Raw genomic sequence first — 22587 nt, 5'->3', positions numbered from 1 at the left:
TGCCCTTGCGGTCTATGCTCTGAGAATGGCTACCTCCTCCAAGGCCGAACCCACTGTCATACAGGTACAGCGCCGCACAGTCCTAATCCTCGGATCGGCACAGCTTCTTAGCGCAATCGTCACAGGAGCCACCGTTTCCATCGGCTCCCTGCTGGCAGTGGACCTCTCCGGTTCCAACGCCTGGGCAGGGTCTGTGGCAACCGTGATGACCCTTGCGGCTGCGCTGGCGGCCTTGCCGCTGGCCTCACTCGCCGATCGCCGGGGACGACGGATCGGCCTCGTCTCAGGGCTTGCCACCGCCCTCGCGGGCACGCTGCTGATGGTGCTCTCAGTTGTCACCGGAATTTTCGTGCTGCTCATCCTGGGTGCTGCCGGGGTTGGAGTGGGCGCAGCCTCGAACCTTCAGGCCAGGTTTGCCGCCGTCGACCTTGCCGACTCAGAACACCGCGGCCGCGCCCTGTCGGCGGTGGTGTGGGCCATAACCGTCGGCGCCGTTGCCGGGCCCAACCTGATCCAGCCAGGGGCCGTCGTCGGCCAGGCGCTGGGTTTGCCGCCCATCGCAGGGCCATTTGTTATTTCAGCGGCCGGACTCCTTCTGGCCGCAGCCCTGCTGCTGGTGGGACTCCGTCCTGACCCGCTGCTGCTTGCGCGGCGATTGGCAGCAGCCGACACCGCCCAAGCCGCCGATGCTGCCCAGCAGGCGGGTCCGCCTTCCGCGGGCCAGCAGACACCGGGGACTGCCAGGCGCGGTTCGCTGGCTCGGGGGCTGCGTGCCGTGCGGAGCTCACCTGCGGCAATCCTTGCCCTTGCCGCTGTGGTGGGTGCCCACGCAGTGATGGTCGGCGTCATGTCCATGACACCCCTGCACCTGCAGGACCTGGTGGCGGGGCCCGGGGTGTCCCATTCCGATCATTCTGCCGGCGGGGATGTCCTGGTGATTATCGGAATCACGATTTCCCTGCACATCGCGGGGATGTTTGCCCTGTCCCCTGTGATGGGCTGGCTGACGGATAAGGCCGGGCGGATCCAAACCATCGCCTTGGGATATCTGACACTTGTAGCGGCCGTCATGGTTTCCGGTCTCGGCCACGCCTCCACCACATCAGTGGCCATCGGACTGGTTCTCCTGGGGCTAGGCTGGTCGGCGGCAAGCATCGCAGGATCAACCCTGCTGGCCGAGAGTGTCAGCCCGGGGGAGCGGATCGTCGTTCAAGGAACATCGGACATGCTCATGGGTATGGCGGGCGCTGTGGGCGGGGCATTCTCAGGCCTTGTCCTGAGCTGGGTGGGCTATCAGGGACTCAACATGGCTGGCGGGCTGGTGGCTGCGGCCGTGCTTGCCGCCGCCGTTGCCAGGATCCTCGCCGAAAGGACCAAGACCCAGCAGGGCAGCAAGATAGCCTCTGGTTAGGGCGGGGCCCGAACGCAGCGTCGGCACAGACAAGCCGGGATAAGCCGGCTGAAATCAGGTGCGGATGGCTGACAGGGCGGCGGGCCGGACCGACCGGACCATGCCCAGGAGCCGCCGGAAGATGGCCTCGCCGTCGTCGGCAATGCCATCGTGGTGGAAGTCGGCTGTCTCCCAGACCTGGAGTCCGCGCACGGCGGCCGCCGTCTCTAATGAAAGCTCCCTGTCCACGTAGATATCCTCCGCGTACACGGCAGCGGCCACAGGCGTGGTGTTGGCGGCCAGGCGGACAGGGTCATACAGCTGCTTCCAGTCGCTTTTTCGGGCCAGGAGCTCCGCCACAGCCCGCAGGGGTACTAACGACTGGTCCTGCTCGAAATACCACGGGTACACCATTTCGCCAGTAAGCAGGACAGGGTCAGCATCAGGAAGGAATTCAGGAAACTCCCTAAGGACCCGCCAAGCAGCCCAGTCAGTTGGCCCGCCCTGCCCATAGATCGATTCATGCATCAGGGCATAAAGCGGACCGGACGCCCTTGAAACCAGGGAATATACCTGCTCCAGGAACGTGTCGGACAAGCGGTCGCCGTCGGGTGTGGACGAAAAAGCGTCTTCCAAGAAATGGTGGAGCGCATCCATCCGGGTATTGCCGCCAAGGAAAGACCCCACCATCTGGAGACGTTCCACGCTCAGGCGTTCCCCGCTGGGAAGCCGCTCGTCCTCGCGGGCAAGATGCCGGGCAATACGTTGCAGTACCGGACGGTCCTCGGGATACCGGGTGAAGTACTCGGCATTCCGGGCTGCGACCCGGGGGAATGTTGCACGGTAGACACGTTCAGCCGGTCCGGACAAGGGAGGAAGCCCTCCGGTGATGAGGACTTCCCGCAGACCGGCAGGTGCCTGGGAGAGGTAGCTCAGGGCACAGAAACCGCCGTAACTCTGCCCGTAAACTGTCCAGGGACCCGAACCGAGGGCAAGCCGGATTGCTTCGGCGTCCGCCACGATGGAATCTGCCCTGAAATGGGTCAGGTACTCAGCCTGGTCCTGGGGATTCCCGCGGAGAGGCAGGGTGTTCCGGTCAATGGGGGAGGAGAGTCCCGTTCCCCGCTGATCCAGCATCAGGATGCGGAAATCCTTGGCCGCTGCCTTGCTCCAGCCGCCCAGGGAGGTGAAGCGGTTGCCCCTGCCGCCGGGCCCGCCCTGAAAGTAGATCAGCCAAGGCAATTCTTCGGCGGCTTCCGGACTGTGGTCTGACGAGACATATTCCCTGGCGAAAACGGTGATCGTTTCACCGTTATTGCCGCTGCGAAAGTGGTCGAGCGGAAGCTCAAAGAAGTGCTCGGTGGTCCGCATGCCACGGAATTCGTGCCTCGCCTTGACCAGGTGCGGGACAGTGGCCGCGAACTTAGCCACCGATCCTGGCTTCCTGCCGGGCAAAGGCTTCCAAGGCATTACCCGTGAGGCGGAACGTGGACCACCCGTCCATAGGCACGGCCCCGAGTTTCCGATAGAAGTTGATGGAGGGCTCGTTCCAGTCGAGCACGCTCCACTCCACGCGCGCATAGCCGCGTTCGACGGCGGTGTCGGCCAGGTACTGCAGCAGCGCCTTGCCGTGGCCTTCGCCCCGGGAATCCGGAGTGACGTAGAGATCCTCAAGGTAGATGCCGTGGACACCCTCCCAGGTGGAGTAGTTCAGGAACCAGACAGCGAACCCCTGCACATCGCCGGCCTCGTTTTCAGCCATGGTGGCGAATACGCTTGGCTGCTCGCAGAAGAGCGCCGCCATGAGCATCTCCGGGGTGTTCCGGACGGCGTCGGGTTCTTTTTCGTAGATGGCCAGGTCGTGGATCATTTGCAGGATGGCGGGAACGTCGCTTGCCGTGGCGGGCCTGATTACACTCATGATCCGAGCATACTAGGGCAGTCAGAGCCTGTTGACGTCCGTCACCCGGACAACAGCCGTCCCTGTTTCGTCGGAAGCGGCGAGGTCCACTTCGGCCGAAATACCCCAGTCGTGGTTCCCGGCGGGATCGTCAAAGATCTGCCTGACCTTCCAGACCCCCGGTTCCTCGGTGATGATCAGGAGTCCCGGGCCGCGGGCATCCGGCCCCGTACCGATGTCGTCGTGCTCGTCGAAGTAGTCGTCCAGGACATCTTCCCAGCGGTCGGCGTCCCAGCCGGTGCCGGCGTCGAGCTCCCCGAGGGCACTGGCGGCTTCATCGGCGAAAAGTTCCACCCGGCGGAACATCTCGTTCCGCACCATAACCCGGAAGGCCCGGATGTTCGAGGTCAATGACGGAGGTGGCGGCGGGGGAGCGTCGTGCGGAGTGGGCGCGGCGCCGGAGGTGAGCTCCTCCCATTCGTCCAACAGGCTGGAGTCCACCTGGCGGACCAGCTCACCGAGCCAGGCGATGAGATCTTCCAGGTCCTCCCTCAACGCATCCTGCGGCACCGTCTGGCGCAGGGCCTTGTATCCGTCTGCGAGGTAGCGGAGCACAATGCCTTCAGAACGGGCCAGCCCGTAGAACTGAACGAATTCACCGAAGTTCATGGCGCGTTCGTACATGTCCCGCACCACGGACTTCGGTGCCAACTCAAAATCGCCGACCCATGGTGCTGCCTTGCGGTAAACGTCGAAGGCCTCGCCCAGGATCTCCGCAAGCGGCTGCGGATAGCTGACTTCCTCCAGCATGGCCATGCGCTGGTCGTAGTCAATGCCGTCAGCCTTCATCGCGGCCACCGCTTCGCCGCGCGCCTTCTTTTGCTGGGCGGAGAGGATCTGGCGGGGCTTTTCGAGTGTGGCTTCGATGACGGAGACCACGTCAAGGGCGTACGACGGCGACTCCGGATCAAGCAGTTCAAGGGCCGCGAGGGCGAAGGGGGACAGCGGCTGGTTCAGGGCAAAGTTGGCCTGCAGGTGCACTGTGAGCCGGACACTTCTGCCGTCCGGACCCTGTTCGTGTTCAGGGATGCGTTCCACTACGCCCGCGGCCAGCAGCTCCCGGTAAATACCAAGGGCCTTCTTCATGAGCTGCAGTTGCGAGGACCTCGGCTCGTGATTTTCGGTCAGGAGGCGCCGGGTGGCGGTGAAAGGATCACCGGGCCGTTCCATCAGGTTCATCAGCATGGCGTGGGTCACGGCGAAACTCGATGTCAGGGGATCGGGAACAGACTCAACGAGGCGCTTGTACGTGGGTTCGCCCCAGGAGACGAATCCTTCCGGCGGTTTCCGCTTGACCACCTGCCGCAGCTTCTTCTGGTCATCTCCGAATTTAGCTGTTGCCTTGGCCATGGCTTTGATGTTCTCGGTGACGTGTTCGGGTGCCTGGACCACCACGGTGCCTGCTGTGTCGTAGCCTGCCCTGCCTGCCCGGCCCGCTATCTGGTGGAACTCCCGGGAATTGAGCAGCCGGGTGCGGACGCCGTCGTACTTGCTGAGCGCGGTCAGGAGCACTGTGCGGATGGGGACATTGATCCCCACTCCCAAGGTGTCGGTGCCGCAGATGACTTTTAGCAATCCGGCCTGCGCCAGTTGCTCCACGAGGCGCCGGTACTTCGGCAGCATGCCGGCATGGTGCACGCCGATGCCGTGGCGCACCAGGCGGTTGAGGGTTTTTCCGAAACCCGCAGCGAAGCGGAAATTCGCGATCAGCTCCGCGATCTTGTCCTTTTCATCCCTCGTGCAGACGTTGATGCTCATGAGGTTCTGGGCGCGGTCGATCGCTTCCAGCTGGCTGAAATGCACGACGTATACCGGCACCTGCTTGGTGGAGAGCAGCTCCTCCAGGGTCTCGTGAACGGGGGTCTGCTGATAGTAGTAGTGCAGCGGAATGGGGCGTTCAGCGGAACTGACGGTCGTCGTCGGGCGTCCTGTCAGTTCCGTCAGGTTGTCCTCAAAACGGCTGACATCACCCAGAGTTGCAGACATCAGCAGGAACCGGGCCTGGGGAAGTTCCAGGAGCGGGACCTGCCACGCCCACCCGCGCTGAGGGTCGGAGTAGAAGTGGAACTCGTCCATGATGACGGCGCCCAGGTCGGCTTCCGCGCCCTCACGCAACGCGATGTTGGCGAGGATTTCCGCTGTGCAGCAGATGATGGGGGCGTCCTGGTTCACGCCGGAGTCCCCGGTGATCATGCCAACATTATCTGCGCCGAAAATCTCGCAAAGGGCAAAGAACTTTTCTGAAACCAGGGCCTTGATGGGCGCTGTGTAGTAGCTCCGTTCACCCCGCGCCATGGCCTGGAAATGCGCCGCGATCGCAACCAGGGATTTTCCGGATCCGGTGGGCGTGGCCAGGATGACATTGGCGCCGGCCGCAAGCTCCATGATGGCTTCATCCTGGGCCTCATACAGCGCCAGTCCGCGGCTCTCCGTCCATTCCACGAACCGGCTGTACAGCACGTCTGCATCCGGACCTGCTCCTGTGGAAGAAAGTGCGGAGGGAACGGGGAGCTGATCAACGAGTTTCATTGCCTTCCAGCTTAGTGCCCGCTGCTACGCTCGCTGTTACGGAGACGATGGGGAGCGAGGCACTTATGAAGTGGGATCCGGCGAGGTACGTGCAGTTCGGCGACTACCGCAACAGGCCGTTCTTTGATCTGGTGGGGCGCATCCGGGCCGAGAAACCCCGAGTGGTGGTGGATCTTGGATGCGGCCCGGGTAACCTCACGGCGACCCTCGCTCAGCGCTGGCCTAAGGCGGAAGTGATCGGGCTGGATTCCTCTGAAGAAATGCTGCGTCATGCCGCTGCCGAGACCGTGCTGCCCAACCTCACTTTCAGCCTCGGCCAGATTCCGGAATGGGTGCCGTCTGGCGCGACCAACGTTGTGGTCACCAACGCAGCCCTCCAGTGGGTGCCCGGTCACATGGAACTGTTGAAGAAATGGCTGGACGCCCTTGAACCCGGGGCGTGGTTTGCCCTGCAGGTGCCCGGCAATTTCAATGCACCCTCCCATGCCCTGATGCGTGAACTTGCTGAATCGGCGTCCTGGGCGGACAGGCTGTCTGGAATTCTCCGCCACAGCGACGCAGCGGGAGAACCTGATGAATACCTGGAGGTGATGCTCGACGCCGGCTATGAGGCTGACGCTTGGGAAACCACTTATTATCAGGTGCTTCAGGGGGAAAATGCCGTTCTCGAGTGGGTCCGGGGTGCCGGGCTCAGGCCCATATTGGCGGCGCTGCCGCCCGACGAAGCAGTTGAGTTTGAGTCCGAATACTCTGCCTTGCTTGACCAGGCGTACCCTGCCACCGGCCATGGCACCGTATTCCCGTTCCGAAGGACCTTCGCGGTTGCCCACAAGCCTGCCTGAGTTTCCCTGTGGAGGCCCGGACGATTCTCTTCAAGGGCAGGACAGCGGCTTGTTCAGGCAGAAGTACGCTGATCTAATTCTCATCATGGAGATAACACTGTGAGTGCCGCTGAAGCGTTCCCCGGAACGTGGAAACCCAACCACAGCAGCTCGGTGCCGCTCTTCGAGCAACTGCGGCTGAACGTTATTGAGCAGGCCGACGCCGGCAGGCTTGCGCCTGGCACGAGATTGCCAGCGGTACGGAGCCTTGCTGCTGAGTTGGGCGTGGCTCCCCATACAGTCGCGAGGGCCTATAAGGAACTTGAGGCCGCAGGTGTGGTGGCCACTCGCGGCAGGAACGGCACGGTGGTGTGTGCCCGCGATGATGCCTGGAGCTCGCTTTCGGAGGCTGCCGCCGAGTACGCGTCGAGGGCAAAAGCACAGGGGGCCAGCTTTGCCGCTGCCGTGCAGTTGCTGGCTGCGGCCTACGATGCGGAATAATGGCAGGTCATGGAAATTCGAAGAAGTTTTCGATTAGCATTAGTGGGTGCCTAAAGCCGTAGCTGAAGATCCAGCCGTTGATGTCCACTCTGCCGTAGCGCCGCTCACCCGTGCCACGCCGCTCCGCCCCGACCTGTCGCGCCTCATAGTCAAGGGTGCCCGGGAGCACAATCTGCAGAACGTGGACCTGGACCTGCCCAGGGACGCCATGATCGTTTTCACCGGCCTCTCGGGCTCGGGAAAATCCTCCCTGGCCTTTGACACCATCTTCGCCGAAGGGCAGCGCAGATACGTCGAGTCGCTCTCCGCGTACGCCCGCCAGTTCCTGGGTCAAGTGGACAAGCCGGATGTTGACTTCATTGAAGGCCTCTCTCCCGCCGTCTCCATCGACCAGAAGTCCACGAGCAAAAACCCCCGGTCAACGGTGGGCACCATTACCGAAATCTACGACTACATGCGTTTGCTCTGGGCCAGGGTAGGCCGTCCTTATTGCCCCACCTGCGGCGAGCCGGTCACCAAGCAGACCCCCCAGCAGATCGTGGACCAGTTGCTCGAGCTGGGGGAGGGCACGCGGTTCCAGGTATTGGCGCCGGTGGTCCGCGGCCGTAAAGGCGAGTTTGTTGAACTCTTCAAAGAACTCACAGCCAAAGGGTATTCACGCGCCCGCGTTGATGGCGAACTCGTGCAACTGAGTGATCCCCCCAAGCTTGGGAAGCAGTTCAAGCACACCATTGAAGTCGTTGTTGACCGGCTCGTGGTCAAGGAAGGCATCAGCCAGCGGCTCACCGATTCCATCGAAACGGCCCTGGGTCTCGCTGAAGGCAGGGTACTGGCCGAATTCGTGGACCTGGATCCTACGGATGACGGCCGGCTTCGAGCGTTTTCCGAGCACCTCGCCTGCCCTAACGAACACCCTTTGGCCATCGACGAAATCGAACCGCGCTCGTTCTCCTTCAACAACCCCTTTGGTGCCTGTTCGGCGTGCAGCGGCATCGGGACCAAGCTTGAGGTGGATGAGGACCTCATCGTCCCGAACACTGAGCTGTCACTTTCCCAGGGCGCCATCGCACCCTGGTCGCTCGGCACAGCCACCACGGAGTACTGGAACCGGCTGCTGGAGGGCTTGTCCCATGAACTTGGCTTCTCCATGGATACGGCCTGGGAAGACCTGGCCCCCGACGTACGGCAGACCGTCCTGCACGGCAAGGACCACAACGTCGTGGTGCAGTACCGTAACCGCTTCGGCCGCGAGCGGAAGTACAGCACAGGTTTTGAAGGTGCCATCCAGTATGTGCACCGCAAGCATGGCGAGACGGACTCAGACTGGGCCCGTGACCGCTACGAGGAATACATGCGGCAGATCCCGTGCCCTGTGTGTAACGGTGCCCGCCTCAACCCTGCCTCACTGTCCGTGCTCATCAACGGCAAGTCCATTGCCGACGTCGCCGCCCTGCCCATGCGCGAATGTGCTCACTTCCTCAACAACCTGGTCCTGACCGGCCGTGAAGCCCAAATCGCCCACCAGGTGCTCAAGGAAATCCAGGCACGGCTGACCTTCCTTCTCGACGTCGGCCTGGAATACCTCAATCTTGAACGGCCTTCTGCCACGCTGTCTGGAGGCGAGGCGCAGCGTATCCGCCTGGCGACCCAGATCGGCTCGGGCCTGGTGGGGGTGCTCTACGTCCTGGATGAGCCCTCCATCGGGCTCCACCAGCGGGACAACCGCAGGCTGATCGAGACTCTCACCAGGCTCCGGGACCTCGGGAACACCCTGATTGTCGTTGAGCATGACGAGGACACCATTCAGGAGGCCGACTGGATCGTGGACATTGGACCAGGCGCCGGTGAACACGGCGGCCAGGTTGTTCACTCCGGTTCATACAGTGCCTTGCTCGAAAACAGGAAGTCGCTGACCGGTGACTACCTTTCCGGACGCAAATCCATCGACGTTCCGAAGAAACGCCGGAAATACGACAAGAAGCGCGAACTGAAGGTCATCGGTGCCAAGGAAAACAACCTGGTGAACGTGGATGCAGCGTTTCCCCTTGGACTGATGACTGCAGTAACAGGGGTGAGCGGTTCAGGAAAGTCCACCTTGGTGAACGAGATCCTTTACAAGGTGCTCGCCAATAAACTCAACGGGGCCAAGCAGGTTGCCGGCAGGCACAAGAGCGTCCAGGGCCTTGAGCACCTCGACAAAGTGGTGCACGTGGACCAAAGTCCCATCGGCCGGACACCCCGCTCCAACCCCGCGACGTACACCGGAGTGTTCGACAACATCCGCAAGCTGTTCGCCGACACGACTGAGGCCAAGGTCCGGGGTTACATGCCTGGCCGGTTCTCCTTCAACGTCAAAGGCGGACGCTGCGAGGCGTGCTCGGGCGATGGAACGCTCAAGATCGAGATGAACTTCCTTCCGGACGTCTACGTGCCTTGCGAGGTCTGCCATGGCGCCCGCTACAACCGGGAAACGTTGGAGGTGCACTACAAGGGCAAGACCATCGCAGACGTGCTGAACATGTCCATCGAAGAAGGCGCTGAGTTCTTTGCAGCCTTCTCGCCTATTGCCCGGCACCTGAACACCCTGGTCGACGTCGGCCTCGGGTACGTACGCCTGGGGCAGCCAGCAACCACACTCTCCGGGGGCGAGGCGCAGCGGGTCAAGCTGGCGGCCGAGCTTCAAAAGCGGTCCAACGGGCGCAGTGTCTATGTCCTTGATGAGCCCACCACCGGACTCCACTTCGAGGACATCCGTAAACTCCTCCTGGTGCTCCAAGGCCTGGTGGACAAAGGCAATACGGTGATTACCATCGAGCACAACCTCGATGTCATCAAGAGTGCCGACTGGATTGTGGACCTCGGTCCCGACGGCGGTTCCGGCGGCGGGCAGGTCATTGCCACGGGCACCCCGGAGCAGGTCGCAAGGTCGAAGGACAGCTACACCGCCACCTTCCTGGCCGAGATTCTCGGGTAACGCCCCGCACGCTCAGCCAGAGACCGTTCGGCATCGGGTGGGGCCGCGATATATTCCGTACTTGGAATGCGAGTTTCAGGCTCGTGCGCAGTCGTGAGAAACTAAGCCGGTGACTCATTCAACAGTGCCTGTAATCTTCGACCTGGACGGCACTCTTGTCGACCCTGCCGGTGGTATCACCGACGGCATCGCCGCCGCTTTGACTGAGCTCAACCTTGAGGTTCCGGAACCGGAAGAGCTCAAAGCGATGATCGGTCCGAAGCTGAGTGATTCTCTGTTGAACGTCGCAGGCGTCCCCGAAGGGCTGCTCCCGGAAGCCATCAGGCTGTATCGCGCGTACTATCTGGAGCGCGGCATTGCCCAAGGCCGGCTGTATCCGGGCATCGGCGATTTGGTCGAAGCTTATGCATCGGCCGGCAGGCCCATCGCTGTTGCCACCCAAAAACCGGAGGGCCTCGCGCGGATTGTGCTGGAGCATCACGGGATCGCTGAATTCTTCAAGGCCACCAGGGGTTCCGCAGCAGACGAAACGCTTGAACAGTCGGGTCCACGGGGCAAGAATGCAATTGTCGCAGCCGCGCTGGCGGATCTGGGTACCCAGTCAGCAGTAATGGTCGGCGATCGCGCCCAGGACGTGGCAGGCGCCCTGGCCAACGGACTGGACTGCATCGGCGTTGGATGGGGGTTCGCCTTGGACGGCGAACTGCAGGACGCCGGCGCCATGGTAATCGTCGATGACTCGGCTGCCCTTGCCGCGACCATCAACAGACTGGACGAAGTCCGGACAGCCATTCTGAATGAGGTGCACAACGATGGCATTGTTTGATGCAATCCGATGGACTACTCGAGGCCTCATTTCAGGATCGTGCCGTCCCACTGTCATCGGGCTGGAAAACGTTCCTGCTGACGGCCCCTTTATTGTGGCACCCAATCACTTGTCCTTCCTGGACAGCGTAATTGTCCAGGCGTTGATGCCCCGTCCGGTGGCCTTTTTTGCGAAGGCAGAATACTTTACAACCGGCGGCGTTAAGGGCCGCGTCATGAAGTCATTCTTCGAAGCCGTTGGCTCCATCCCGGTCGAGCGTGGCGAACAGGCCGCGAGTGTCCAGGCGCTGAAGACCCTGCTGGACATCCTCGAATCCGGAAAAGGAATCGGCATCTACCCGGAGGGAACACGCTCCCGGGACGGCATTTTGTACCGGGGACGTACAGGAGTGGGCTGGTTGGCTTTGACCACCGGCGCTCCCGTTATTCCGGTGGGGCTGATCGGAACCCAACACCTTCAACCTGCCGGCCGCAACGCGGTCAAGCCCCAGCATTTCACCATGAAGGTGGGGGAACCTCTGTACTTCGAAAAGACGGGCCCGGACCACTCCCTTCCGGCACGGAGGCAGGTCACCGATACCATCATGGACGCCATCGCCGCACTGAGCGGCCAGGAACGGGCTTCCGGGTACAACCAGAGCAAGATCACCGACTGAGCTGGCAGGCCCTACCGGCTCCATCCTTAAGCCGTTGGCGTAGCAGCCTCTCGCGAACGTGCGTTTGACTTAGTTGTCGCGGCGCCTCAGTAGACTGGTTCAGTGGCAGATCCATCAAGTTACCGTCCCCAAACGGGCGAAATTCCGACGAATCCCGGCGTTTACCGGTTCCGGGACCCCAATGGGCGGATCATCTACGTCGGCAAGGCCAAGAATCTGCGTTCACGGTTGAATTCGTACTTCGCGAATCCCGGTGGCCTGCTTCCAAAGACCCATGCCATGGTCTATGCGGCGAGCAGCGTCGAGTGGACCGTGGTGGCCAGCGAACTTGAATCCCTGCAGCTTGAATACACCTGGATCAAGGAGTTCAAGCCCCGGTTCAACGTGGTCTTCCGGGACGACAAAACGTATCCCTACCTCGCTGTCACCATGGGGGAAAAGTACCCGCGCGTTCAGGTCCTCCGGGGCGAGAGGCGTAAGGGGACCCGCTATTTCGGGCCTTATACCGCCGGGGCAATCCGCGAAACGATGGACACGCTGCTGCGCGTCTTTCCGGTGCGCAGCTGCAGCGCAGGTGTCTTCAAACGTGCCAAAGCCAGCGGGCGTCCTTGTCTGCTTGGTTACATCGATAAATGTGCTGCGCCCTGCGTCGGCCGCGTCACTCCCGAGGAACACCGGGCGCTGGCGGAGGACTTCTGCGCCTTCATGGGCGGCGAAGCGAAGAAGTTTATTTCCCGGCTTGAAAAGGACATGGCCGCGGCGGTCGCAGAGCTGGATTACGAGCGCGCGGCCCGGCTGCGGGATGACATCATCGCCCTGAGGAAAGTTTTCGAGCGGAACGCCGTTGTCCTTGCGGAGGACACCAATGCCGACATTTTTGCCCTCCATGAAGACGAACTGGAGGCCGCTGTCCAGGTGTTCCACATCCGTGGAGGGCGTGTTCGTGGCCAGCGGGGCTGGGTGGTGGACAAGGTCGAGGATTCCACAACTCCTGACCTGGTGGAGCATCTCCTCCAGCAGGTCTACGGCGAAGACGGCGAAAGCGAAGGGCGGATCCCCCGCGAAGTGCTGGTACCCGAAGCGCCAAGCAACAGCGAGGAGCTGGCGTTGTGGCTGGGCGGTCTTCGCGGAGCCAGAGTCGATATCCGCGTTCCCCAGCGCGGCGACAAGGCTGCGCTGATGTCGACCGTCAGGGAGAACGCAGAGCAGGCGCTCAAGCTGCATAAGACCCGCCGTGCCGGGGACCTGACCAACCGTTCCCTGGCATTGCAGGAACTGCAGGAAGCCCTGGATCTGCCGGTTGCCCTTCTGCGCATCGAGTGCTTTGACGTTTCCCATGTCCAGGGGACTAATGTTGTGGCCTCAATGGTGGTGGTGGAAGACGGTCTGCCGAAAAAGTCCGACTACCGCAAGTTCGCTGTGACCGGCCCTGCAGCTGCTGACGACACCGCAGCAATGCATGACGTCCTGACCCGCAGGTTCCGGCATTACCTCCAGGACAAGACCGCCCAGGTGGAAGCTGCTGAGCTTCCCGGGCACCAGGCCGCCGTCAACGCGATGGCTGATGCTGCAGTCCTGGATACCACCACGCCCGTGCCGCGGGCGAAATTCGCGTACCCGCCTAACCTGGTGGTGGTCGACGGCGGAAAGCCCCAGGTCAATGCTGCCGCGCGCGCCCTCTCCGACCTTGGCATCGATGACGTCTACGTCGTCGGGCTGGCGAAGAGGCTCGAAGAAGTCTGGCTTCCGGACAGCGATTTTCCGGTCATTCTTCCCCGCACCTCAGAAGGCCTGTACCTGCTGCAGCGGATCCGTGACGAGGCGCACCGCTTCGCAATTTCCTTCCATCGGCAGAAGCGCGGCAAGGCCATGACAGTTTCCGCTCTGGACAGTGTTCCGGGCCTGGGGGAGTCCAAACGCAAGGCGCTCCTGGCCGAGTTTGGTTCCGTCAAGAAGATCAAGGCGGCAACGGCTATGGAACTGACAGCCGCCAAGGGGATCGGTCCGTCGTTGGCTGAAGCGATAGTCACGCACTTCACCGGGGTTGACGGGTCCCTCGACGCCGTTGCGCCCGCAGTGAACATGACCACCGGGGAGATCCTGGAAACTTAGCCCGGCCAAGGAATCTTGGCTAGGGTAAGGAACGGGACAAAGATACGTGCAGCTGCGCTTGAACGGCGCGGCAGAAATGGGGCTGAACTGATGGCAGAGTCGACGACAGGATCTGAAGCTGATCAGGACGGATCCTCGCCGGTCAAGCCTGTGGAAGCGGAGTTGCTTGTAGTCACCGGAATGTCAGGGGCGGGGAGGAGCACCGCAGCTGACGCATTGGAGGACCACGGCTGGTATGTGGTGGAGAACCTGCCTCCGCAGATGCTCGGAACCCTTGCTGAGCTCGTCTCGCATGCACCCCAGTCCATCCCTAAGCTCGCTGTAGTCATGGACGTACGCAGCAAGGCCCTTTTCGCGAACATCCGCAGTGCCCTTGGTGCGCTGGAGGCGAGCGGCGTCACCTTTCGCGTGCTGTTCCTCGATGCGAATGACAACGTGCTCGTCAGGCGTTTTGAGCAGGGACGGCGGCCCCACCCCCTCCAGGGCGGAGGCAGGATCCTTGACGGCATCGCCGCCGAGCGGGAGGTTCTGCAGGAACTGCGGGACTCCGCCGACGTCGTTCTGGACACCTCGGAGTTCAACGTCCATGGGCTCGCGACGGCCATCACAGAATTGTTCAGCGAAACGGGTCCGGTGGCCCTCCGCCTCAACGTCATGAGCTTCGGATTCAAGTACGGCCTCCCGGTGGATGCCAATTTCGTGGCCGATGCCCGTTTCATTCCCAACCCCCATTGGATTCCTAATCTGCGGCCCCATACCGGGCTCGACGAAGACGTGAGCGACTACGTCCTGGAGGCGGATGGCGTGAAAAACTTTGTTGATCGCTATGTTCTGGCCCTGGAGCCCGTCCTGGACGGCTACCGGAGGGAGAACAAGCACTATGCCACCATCGCCGTGGGCTGCACAGGAGGGAAACACCGTTCAGTAGCGGTCGCCGTCGAACTTTCCAAAAAACTTGCCCAGTATCCCAGGGTTACCGTGACCACGACGCACCGGGACCTGGGTCGCGAATAATGGGTCTTCTTACCGGTCCCTTGCCTTTGGTGCCGCCAACCGGCGGCACGGGAGGCCAGCAGAAAGGCCCCACGGTGGTCGCACTGGGCGGCGGCCACGGGCTGTCCGCCTCGCTATCCGCACTCCGGCTTCTGACCTCGGAGCTCACGGCCGTCGTTACCGTCGCGGACGACGGCGGATCCTCCGGGCGGCTCCGAGAGGAATACGGCGTGCTTCCCCCCGGAGACCTGCGTATGGCCCTCTCAGCCCTGTGCGACGATACAGATTGGGGCCGGACCTGGCGCGACGTCATGCAGCACCGCTTCAGCCCCGTCAACGGCACCGGCGGTTCGCTGGACAGCCATGCCATGGGAAATCTGCTCATCGTGACCCTGTGGGAACTCCTCGGGGACACCGTGGCCGGGCTGAAGTGGGCGGGTGCCTTGCTTGGTGCCCGGGGGCAGGTTCTTCCCATGTCAAGCGTGCCCCTGACTATCGAAGGTGATGTCCGGGTTCAGGCTCCGGATGGCAGCACCGTCCTGCACACCGTTCACGGCCAGGCCAAATGTGCCGTCGCCGGTTCACTGGACCGGGTCCGTTTGCTGCCCGCAGGCGCCCCCGCCTGCACGGAGGCACTGATGGCCATTGAACTCGCTGATTGGGTGGTCCTCGGGCCCGGGTCCTGGTACACCTCTGTCCTTCCCCATCTCTTGTTGCCCGAAATGCGCCAGGCACTGTGTGATACTCCAGCCAAGCGGTGCCTGACCATGAACCTGGCAACGGACACGAAGGAAACATCGGGAATGTCCGCTGCTGACCATTTAAAGGTCCTGCGTGCCTACGCTCCTGAGTTCACCGTTGATGTTGTGCTCGCCGACCCCGCTTCAGTGCCCGATGTCAAGGAATTTGAGCAAGCGGCCGGGATGCTGGGAGCCGAGGTGGTCTTGGGTAAAGTAGGGGCGTCGAGCCGCCGTCCGATCCATGATCCCCTGCGATTGGCAACGGCGTATAACGATATTTTCGGGAACAGTTAGGAAGGCCTCATGGCACTGACAGCATCGGTCAAAGAAGAACTGTCCCGTTTGGACATCAAGAAGTCCTCGGTACGCAAGGCCGAAGTGTCAGCAATGCTGCGCTTCGCCGGGGGACTCCACATTATCTCCGGCCGCATTGTGATCGAGGCGGAGGTGGATCTCGCATCCACTGCGCGGCGACTGCGCGCGGCTATCGCGGAGGTCTACGGCCACCAGAGTGAAATCATCGTCGTGTCCGGCGGCGGCCTCCGCCGCGGGAACCGCTACGTCGTCCGCGTGGTGCGCGATGGCGAAGCCCTCGCACGTCAGACCGGCCTCCTGGACGCCCGGGGCCGTCCCGTACGGGGATTGCCTTCAGCCGTGGTCAACGGCTCGGCCGCAGACGCGGAAGCGGTGTGGCGGGGTGCCTTCCTGGCCCACGGCTCGCTTACGGAACCGGGCCGGTCCTCATCCATGGAGGTGACGTGTCCTGGACCGGAATCAGCATTGGCGCTTGTTGGTGCAGCGCGGCGCCTCAACATCCAGGCCAAGGCCCGCGAAGTCAGGGGAGTGGACCGGGTGGTGATCCGCGACGGCGATACGATCGCAGCGTTGCTCACCCGCATGGGCGCACACGACGCCCTGATGGTGTGGGAAGAACGGCGGATGCGGAAGGAAGTCAGGGCCACTGCCAACCGGCTCGCCAACTTCGACGACGCAAATCTGCGCCGTTCCGCCCAGGCAGCCGTCGCCGCGGGGGCAAGGGTAGACCGCGCTCTGGAGATCCTCGGGGACGATGTTCCGGACCATTTGAAGTACGCAGGCGAACTCCGGGTCGCTCACAAACAGGCCAGCCTGGACGAGCTTGGCCGGCTTGCCGATCCGCCTATGACGAAGGACGCCATCGCCGGAAGAATCCGCCGGTTGCTGGCTATGGCGGACAAAAAAGCGCTTGACCTGGGTATTCCCGGGACGGAAGCCAATGTGACGCCTGAAATGCTGGACGAGTAGGCCCGCCCCTAGAATCTAGAACGGACGATGGAAATACCCTGAACCAACCGGAGGTTATGCCCCTCGGGAGGCCACCGGAACGTCAGGGTTCAGCCACCGCAGTTTTCCGGGTGCTCAGCCATCCGGATGCACAATCCGAGAGTTACCGAACCGGACAACCCGTCCACGACATTGGAGGATTTTGTGACCGAGTACGTACTGCCCGAACTCAGCTACGACTATGCAGCGCTGGAGCCCCATATCTCCGCCCGAATCATGGAGCTGCACCACAGCAAGCACCACGCCGCCTACGTGGCTGGCGCCAACAACGCCCTGGCACAGCTTGCCGACGCCCGGGACAAGGGTGACTTCGCCAACATCAACAGGCTCTCCAAGGATCTGGCCTTCCACACCGGCGGGCACGTCAACCACTCCGTGTTCTGGAACAACCTCTCCCCGGACGGCGGCGACAAGCCTGAGGGCGAGCTGGCAGCAGCAATCGACGACGCCTTTGGGTCCTTTGACGCCTTCCGCGCCCAGTTCTCCGCCGCAGCCCTGGGCCTCCAGGGCTCAGGTTGGGGTTTCCTGGCCTACGAACCCGTTGGCGGCAACCTTGTCATTGAGCAGCTTTACGATCAGCAGGGCAACGTTGCGCTTGGCACCACCCCGCTGCTGATGCTGGACATGTGGGAGCATGCCTTCTACCTGGACTACGTCAACGTCAAGGCTGACTACGTCAAGGCATTCTGGAACATCGTCAACTGGGCCGATGTGGCTAAGCGGTTCGAGGGCGCCCGCGCCAACGCAACCGGCCTCATCACCCTCGGCGTGTGATCAGGACTACACGCGCTTGTAACAAACTTCACATTTAGGTTGATTCTGACCGAATCGTGGAAGGTCGGCCCCCGCACTTGCGGGGGCCGACCTTCTTAAACGTAAGATGGATCACGGAAGGCGGTTAGCCTTCAGCAATGTGGCTGGTCGCCCTCCGATCTGGTAATCATCTCTGCCCAATGGCGTGCGGGATCTGTTAGTTGGCTTTGAACGCCCGACTCAACTAGGTGTGCTTGCAAGAGCACCAAGGAGACTACAAGTGACGACCCGTATTGGTATTAATGGCTTTGGCCGCATTGGCCGCAACTACTTCCGCGCAGCCCTCGCGCAGGGCGCTGACCTCGAGATTGTTGCAGTCAACGACCTCACCAGCCCTGAAGCACTGGCCCACCTGCTCAAGTACGATTCCGTCGGCGGCCGGCTCAAGGAAACCGTTGAGGTCAAGGACGGCAACATCATCGTCAACGGCAACGCCATCAAGGTGCTGGCCGAGCGCGATCCCGCCAACCTGCCCTGGGGCGAACTCGGCGTCGACATCGTTATCGAATCCACCGGCTTCTTCACGAAAGCCGCCGCCGCACAGAAGCACATTGATGCCGGTGCCAAGAAGGTACTCATCTCTGCACCGGCCTCTGATGAGGACATCACCATCGTGATGGGTGTCAACGACGGGCTCTACGACTCGGCAAACCACAACATCATCTCCAACGCTTCCTGCACCACCAACTGCCTTGGCCCGCTGGCCAAGGTCATCAACGACGCCTTCGGCATCGAACGCGGCCTGATGACCACCATCCATGCCTACACCGCTGACCAGAACCTGCAGGACGGCCCCCACAACGACCTCCGCCGCGCCCGCGCCGCCGCCGTCAACATGGTTCCGACCTCCACCGGTGCCGCAAAGGCGATCGGCCTTGTCCTGCCGGAACTCAAGGGCAAGCTCGACGGCTACGCCATCCGCGTTCCGGTCCCCACAGGTTCGGCCACCGACCTCACCGTCACGGTTTCCCGCGAGACCACGGTCGAGGAAGTAAACGCGGCTCTGAAGAAGGCAGCTGAGTCCGATGAGCTGCAGGGAATCCTGACCTACACCGACGAGCCGATCGTTTCCTCGGACATCGTTGGCGACCCCGCTTCCTCCATTTTCGACTCCGGCCTGACGAAGGTCATTGGCAACCAGGTCAAGGTTGTTTCCTGGTATGACAACGAATGGGGCTACTCCAACCGCCTCGTGGACCTGACGGAGCTCGTGGCAGCGAAGCTGGGCTAGGGTTAGCTACATGACATTTCACACCCTCAACGAACTGATCGCTGAAGGTGTCCGCGGGCGGTACATTCTTGTCAGAAGTGACCTGAATGTGCCGCTCGACGGCTCTACAGTGACTGACGATGGCCGTATCAAGGCCTCCCTTCCGGTCCTGGCAAAGCTCACGGACGCCGGTGCCCGCGTGCTGGTAACAGCCCACCTTGGCCGCCCCAAGGGCGCTCCCGAAGAGAAGTACTCGCTTAAGCCAGCCGTAGCGCGGCTTGCCGAGCTTGCTTCCTTCAACGTCACCCTTGCAGAAGACACTGTCGGGCAGTCCGCCAAGGAGCTGGCTGGCTCCTTGCAGGACGGCGAAGTCCTCGTCCTGGAGAACGTCCGGTTTGATGCCCGCGAGACCAGTAAGGACGATGCCGAGCGCGGAGCCTTCGCGGACGAGCTCGTGGCGCTTACGGGAACCAACGGCGCGTTCGTCGATGACGCCTTCGGTGCCGTGCACCGTAAGCACGCGAGCGTTTACGACGTCGCCACCCGGCTCCCGTCGTATCAGGGCGACCTCGTCCACACCGAAGTGGAAGTCCTCCGGAAGCTCACCACTGACACCCAGCGGCCCTACGTTGTGGTTCTGGGCGGCTCGAAGGTTTCCGACAAGCTTGCGGTGATCGACAACCTCATCGGCAAGGCCGACACCATCCTGGTGGGTGGCGGAATGCTGTTCACCTTCCTGGCCGCGGAAGGGCACAAGGTCGCCGGCAGCCTTCTGGAAGAAGACCAGATCCCGGTTGTCCAGGAGTACCTGCGGCGGGCGGCAGACGCGGGAACCGAATTTGTGGTGCCGAGCGACGTTGTCGTGGCAAGCAAATTCTCCGCTGACGCCGAGCACCAGACCGTGCCTGCTGATGCCATCGAAAGCAGCAATTTCGGGGCCCAGGGTATTGGCCTGGACATTGGCCCTGACTCTGCAGCTGCATTCGCCGATCGCATCAAGGCCGCCAAGACCGTTTTCTGGAACGGACCTATGGGCGTCTTTGAGTTCGAGGCGTTTGCCGCGGGTACCCGGGCGATCGCCGAGGCCCTGACCATCACGGACGCTTTTACAGTTGTCGGTGGCGGGGACTCCGCAGCCGCCGTGCGTACCCTCGGTTTCGAGGACAGCCAGTTCGGTCACATTTCCACTGGCGGCGGCGCCAGCCTGGAATACCTTGAGGGCAAGGAACTCCCCGGCCTGAGCGTTCTGGACCGCTGATTTTGCTCCGGCCGGCAGGGCACCTGTGGGTGCCCTGCCGGCCGTTTACATGACCATGACTTTTGGAGAAAACGTGACAACGTCAATGAACGGCACCTTCGACCGTACGCCCTTGATTGCTGGCAACTGGAAGATGAACATGGACCACGTCCAGGGCATCACCTTGCTGCAGAAGCTGGCGTGGACTCTTTCCGATGCCAAGCACGACTACAACCGGGTCGAGGTGGCAGTGTTCCCTCCATTCACCGACCTTCGTGGCGTCCAGACCCTCGTCCAGGGCGACGAGCTGGACGTCGTGTACGGTGGCCAGGATTTGTCCCAGTTTGAATCGGGTGCCTATACCGGCGATATCTCCGGCCAGTTCCTGAAGAAGCTCGGCTGCAAGTATGTCCTTGTGGGCCACAGTGAACGACGGACCGTCCACAACGAAACCGACGACGTCCTGAACGCCAAGGTCAAGGCTGCTTACCAGCATGGCCTTGTTCCGATCCTGTGCGTGGGTGAAGGACTTGAAATCCGCCAAGCGGGCACCCACGTAAGCCACACGCTTCAGCAGCTGCGTGCGAACGTGGAGGGCCTCTCGCCGGAGCAGGCCGCCGAACTGGTTGTCGCTTACGAACCCGTCTGGGCCATCGGAACAGGCGAGGTTGCCGGGCCGGAGGACGCACAGGAAATGTGTGCGGCCATCCGTGCCGAACTTGCCACCATCTTCGGGGACGAGATCGCCGCCAAGATCCGGCTCCTCTATGGCGGCTCGGTCAAGGCCAACAATGTTGCAGCCATCCTGAACGAACCCGACGTCGACGGCGTGTTGGTGGGCGGCGCAAGCCTTGATCCTGCCGAGTTTGCTAATATTGTCAGGTTCGAGAGTCACCTGCTGACGGATTAGTCCGGACACAGGTCAGGCTCCCGCAATTTCCATCTTCTGAAAGGCCGTCGTGGACGTTCTTCATGTCATTCTGCAGATCCTCCTGGGCATCACCAGCCTCCTGCTGACGTTGCTCATCCTCCTCCATAAAGGACGGGGCGGCGGTCTGTCGGACATGTTCGGTGGCGGTATGAGCTCCGGACTCAGCTCCTCTGGGGTGGCGGAACGTAACCTGAACCGGTTCACCGTCATCCTTGGCGTCACCTGGGGAATCGTCATCATCGCTTTGGGCCTGCTCATGCGGTTCACCGCGGGTGGCGACTCCTAGGCATAGCCAGGCCCGCGCCTCTTTCCGCATCTTCACCACCCGCCGGCACTGACACCATCGGGAACTCCGCCTAAACTATGGCTGTTGACGTTTTTATGAGTCGCCCAGCCGAGTAACCAGGAGTTCCCGATGGTGCATGCTGCTTCAGGCTTCAGGGGCACCCGTGCCGGTGCCGCAGAGGGCTTCGTTCCCAAGAATCAGCCCGGAACTGCCGTCGGCGAGAGTTTGCCGCGTATTCGTGTCTCCTATTGGTGCTCCAAAGGACACGAAACGCGGCCTGTTTTTGTTAAGCTCCCGGAGGATCAGATCCCTGTGGTCTGGGACTGCCGCCGATGCGGCGGAACGGCGAGTCGGGGACAGTCGCAGCAGGAAGCCCCATTGGAAGAGCCTGAGGACGGCTACAAAAGCCACCTGGAGTACGTTAAAGAAAGACGCTCCAGCCAGGACGCCGAAGACGTCCTGGCTGGAGCGCTTGAAAGACTACGCGCTGGCGGGACTCTTCCGGATTAGCTGCTCCGGGACCCGCGAGGCGGCGTTCTCGTCGATGAGCCAGAGAGTCCGGGAGCGGCCGGCAGGACCAGCTGCCGGGACCTGCACCGGATTAGCGCCGGCCAAGGCCAGGCCCACGGCTCCGGCTTTGTCCTCGCCTGCAACCACCATCCAGACTTCCGCTGCTGTGTTAATGGCAGGCAAAGTCAAGGAAATCCGCTGCGGCGGCGGCTTGGGTGAATTCCGGACACCCACCACGGTGAGTTCCTTCTCCCTGATTCCTGCCTGTTCGGGGAACAACGACGCAACGTGCGCGTCCGGTCCTACCCCCAGAAGGAGGATATCGAACCTCGGAAGCTTCCCTGGCGTCTCCGGACGGTCATCCGAGGCATCTGCCGCATGCTCAGCTGCAGCGGCTTCTGCCAGCCTTCTGGCATAATCTTCAGCCGCTTCCTCCGGCGTCGCAAACTGCCCAGTGGACCCCGGCTCGTGAACCCTGGCAGGATCCACGCCTATGTGCGATAACAGGGCAGCGTGCGCTTGGCGGGTGTTCCGGTCGTCGTCGTCGGCGGCCACAAAGCGCTCATCGCCCCACCAGAAGTTGACCTTGGACCAGTTGACTGCCGGGGCAGCGGCGGAATCGGCAACGGCCTTGAGGGTACCGATTCCCACTGTGCCTCCGGTGAGGACGACAGTCGCCTCGCCGTATCGGTCCTGAACGTCCACAAGCTTGGTGATCAGGCGCGCAGCGATCGCCGCCATCAATACGGAGGAGTCAGGATGAATACTTACTCTGG

20 protein-coding genes are annotated in these 22587 nt (G+C 62.2%); 16 read left to right on the top strand and 4 right to left on the bottom strand.

The genetic code is table 11. The annotated features are described in order from the left end of the window. Nucleotides 1–25: 25 nt before the first annotated feature. Nucleotides 26–1411: an MFS transporter gene (locus M1D88_RS08400; RefSeq protein WP_458114063.1), complete on the top strand. Its 1386-nt coding sequence runs from the start codon at nt 26–28 to the stop codon at nt 1409–1411. 54 nt (nt 1412–1465) lie between these two features. Here the strand turns inward: M1D88_RS08400 and M1D88_RS08395 are convergent, their stop codons facing one another. Genes M1D88_RS08395 through M1D88_RS08385 form a run of 3 tightly spaced genes read right to left on the bottom strand, consistent with a single transcriptional unit; the run spans nt 1466 to nt 5879 of the window. Beyond that, nucleotides 1466–2761, bottom strand: a complete 1296-nt coding sequence (locus M1D88_RS08395) for an alpha/beta fold hydrolase (protein WP_458114472.1) — start codon at nt 2759–2761, stop codon at nt 1466–1468. Nucleotides 2762–2813: 52 nt separating this feature from the next. Beyond that, complete coding sequence (locus M1D88_RS08390) at nt 2814–3311, bottom strand: N-acetyltransferase family protein (protein WP_458114062.1); 498 nt, start codon at nt 3309–3311, stop codon at nt 2814–2816. Between the two features lie 21 nt (nt 3312–3332). After that, entirely contained in the window at nt 3333–5879 is a 2547-nt protein-coding gene (locus tag M1D88_RS08385) for a DEAD/DEAH box helicase (RefSeq protein ID WP_458114061.1), read from the bottom strand. 65 nt (nt 5880–5944) lie between these two features. Between M1D88_RS08385 and M1D88_RS08380 the strand changes: the two genes are divergently transcribed. The 15 genes from M1D88_RS08380 to M1D88_RS08310 all read left to right on the top strand — a co-directional run bounded on the left by M1D88_RS08380 (nt 5945) and on the right by M1D88_RS08310 (nt 21811). Continuing rightward, the gene (locus M1D88_RS08380; RefSeq protein WP_458114060.1) at nt 5945–6721 is read left to right on the top strand and encodes a trans-aconitate 2-methyltransferase; all 777 of its coding nucleotides are present in this window, start codon (nt 5945–5947) and stop codon (nt 6719–6721) included. Nucleotides 6722–6820: 99 nt separating this feature from the next. After that, the gene (locus M1D88_RS08375) at nt 6821–7201 is read left to right on the top strand and encodes a GntR family transcriptional regulator (RefSeq protein ID WP_458114059.1); all 381 of its coding nucleotides are present in this window, start codon (nt 6821–6823) and stop codon (nt 7199–7201) included. Between the two features lie 46 nt (nt 7202–7247). Then, complete coding sequence (gene uvrA / locus M1D88_RS08370; RefSeq protein WP_458114058.1) at nt 7248–10175, top strand: excinuclease ABC subunit UvrA; 2928 nt, start codon at nt 7248–7250, stop codon at nt 10173–10175. Between the two features lie 109 nt (nt 10176–10284). Then, a complete protein-coding gene (locus M1D88_RS08365; RefSeq protein WP_458114057.1) occupies nt 10285–11001 on the top strand; it encodes an HAD hydrolase-like protein in 717 nt (238 codons plus the stop codon). Next, on the top strand, nt 10988–11656 hold the full coding sequence (locus M1D88_RS08360) for a lysophospholipid acyltransferase family protein (protein ID WP_247045276.1): 669 nt from the start codon (nt 10988–10990) through the stop codon (nt 11654–11656). The genes M1D88_RS08365 and M1D88_RS08360 overlap by 14 nt, the downstream gene beginning before the upstream one ends. Before the next feature lie 102 nt (nt 11657–11758). Continuing rightward, entirely contained in the window at nt 11759–13768 is a 2010-nt protein-coding gene (uvrC, locus tag M1D88_RS08355; protein WP_458114056.1) for an excinuclease ABC subunit UvrC, read from the top strand. Nucleotides 13769–13858: 90 nt separating this feature from the next. Further along, nucleotides 13859–14782, top strand: a complete 924-nt coding sequence (rapZ, locus tag M1D88_RS08350) for an RNase adapter RapZ (protein WP_458114055.1) — start codon at nt 13859–13861, stop codon at nt 14780–14782. Beyond that, complete coding sequence (locus M1D88_RS08345) at nt 14782–15795, top strand: gluconeogenesis factor YvcK family protein (protein WP_458114054.1); 1014 nt, start codon at nt 14782–14784, stop codon at nt 15793–15795. The genes rapZ and M1D88_RS08345 overlap by 1 nt, the downstream gene beginning before the upstream one ends. A gap of 9 nt (nt 15796–15804) precedes the next feature. After that, on the top strand, nt 15805–16785 hold the full coding sequence (gene whiA, locus M1D88_RS08340; RefSeq protein WP_247045268.1) for a DNA-binding protein WhiA: 981 nt from the start codon (nt 15805–15807) through the stop codon (nt 16783–16785). 183 nt (nt 16786–16968) lie between these two features. Further along, nucleotides 16969–17598, top strand: a complete 630-nt coding sequence (locus tag M1D88_RS08335) for a superoxide dismutase (protein WP_309106853.1) — start codon at nt 16969–16971, stop codon at nt 17596–17598. 259 nt (nt 17599–17857) lie between these two features. After that, on the top strand, nt 17858–18868 hold the full coding sequence (gene gap, locus M1D88_RS08330) for a type I glyceraldehyde-3-phosphate dehydrogenase (RefSeq protein WP_309106852.1): 1011 nt from the start codon (nt 17858–17860) through the stop codon (nt 18866–18868). 10 nt (nt 18869–18878) lie between these two features. Further along, the gene (locus tag M1D88_RS08325) at nt 18879–20105 is read left to right on the top strand and encodes a phosphoglycerate kinase (protein WP_458114053.1); all 1227 of its coding nucleotides are present in this window, start codon (nt 18879–18881) and stop codon (nt 20103–20105) included. A gap of 73 nt (nt 20106–20178) precedes the next feature. Next, a complete protein-coding gene (gene tpiA / locus M1D88_RS08320) occupies nt 20179–20994 on the top strand; it encodes a triose-phosphate isomerase (protein WP_458114052.1) in 816 nt (271 codons plus the stop codon). Nucleotides 20995–21043: 49 nt separating this feature from the next. Next, entirely contained in the window at nt 21044–21301 is a 258-nt protein-coding gene (gene secG / locus M1D88_RS08315) for a preprotein translocase subunit SecG (protein WP_458114051.1), read from the top strand. 129 nt (nt 21302–21430) lie between these two features. After that, entirely contained in the window at nt 21431–21811 is a 381-nt protein-coding gene (locus tag M1D88_RS08310) for an RNA polymerase-binding protein RbpA (RefSeq protein WP_458114050.1), read from the top strand. Here M1D88_RS08310 and pgl read toward each other — a convergent pair. Beyond that, nucleotides 21782–22552 carry a 6-phosphogluconolactonase gene (gene pgl, locus M1D88_RS08305; RefSeq protein WP_458114049.1) on the bottom strand — a complete coding sequence of 257 codons (771 nt, stop codon included), beginning with the start codon at nt 22550–22552 and terminating at the stop codon, nt 21782–21784. The two genes, M1D88_RS08310 and pgl, sit on opposite strands and share 30 nt — an antisense overlap. Between the last annotated feature and the right edge of the window lie 35 nt (nt 22553–22587).

The organism is Arthrobacter sp. R1-13, assembly GCF_054161475.1.
This window is presented reverse-complemented; position numbering and strand designations above follow the sequence as displayed.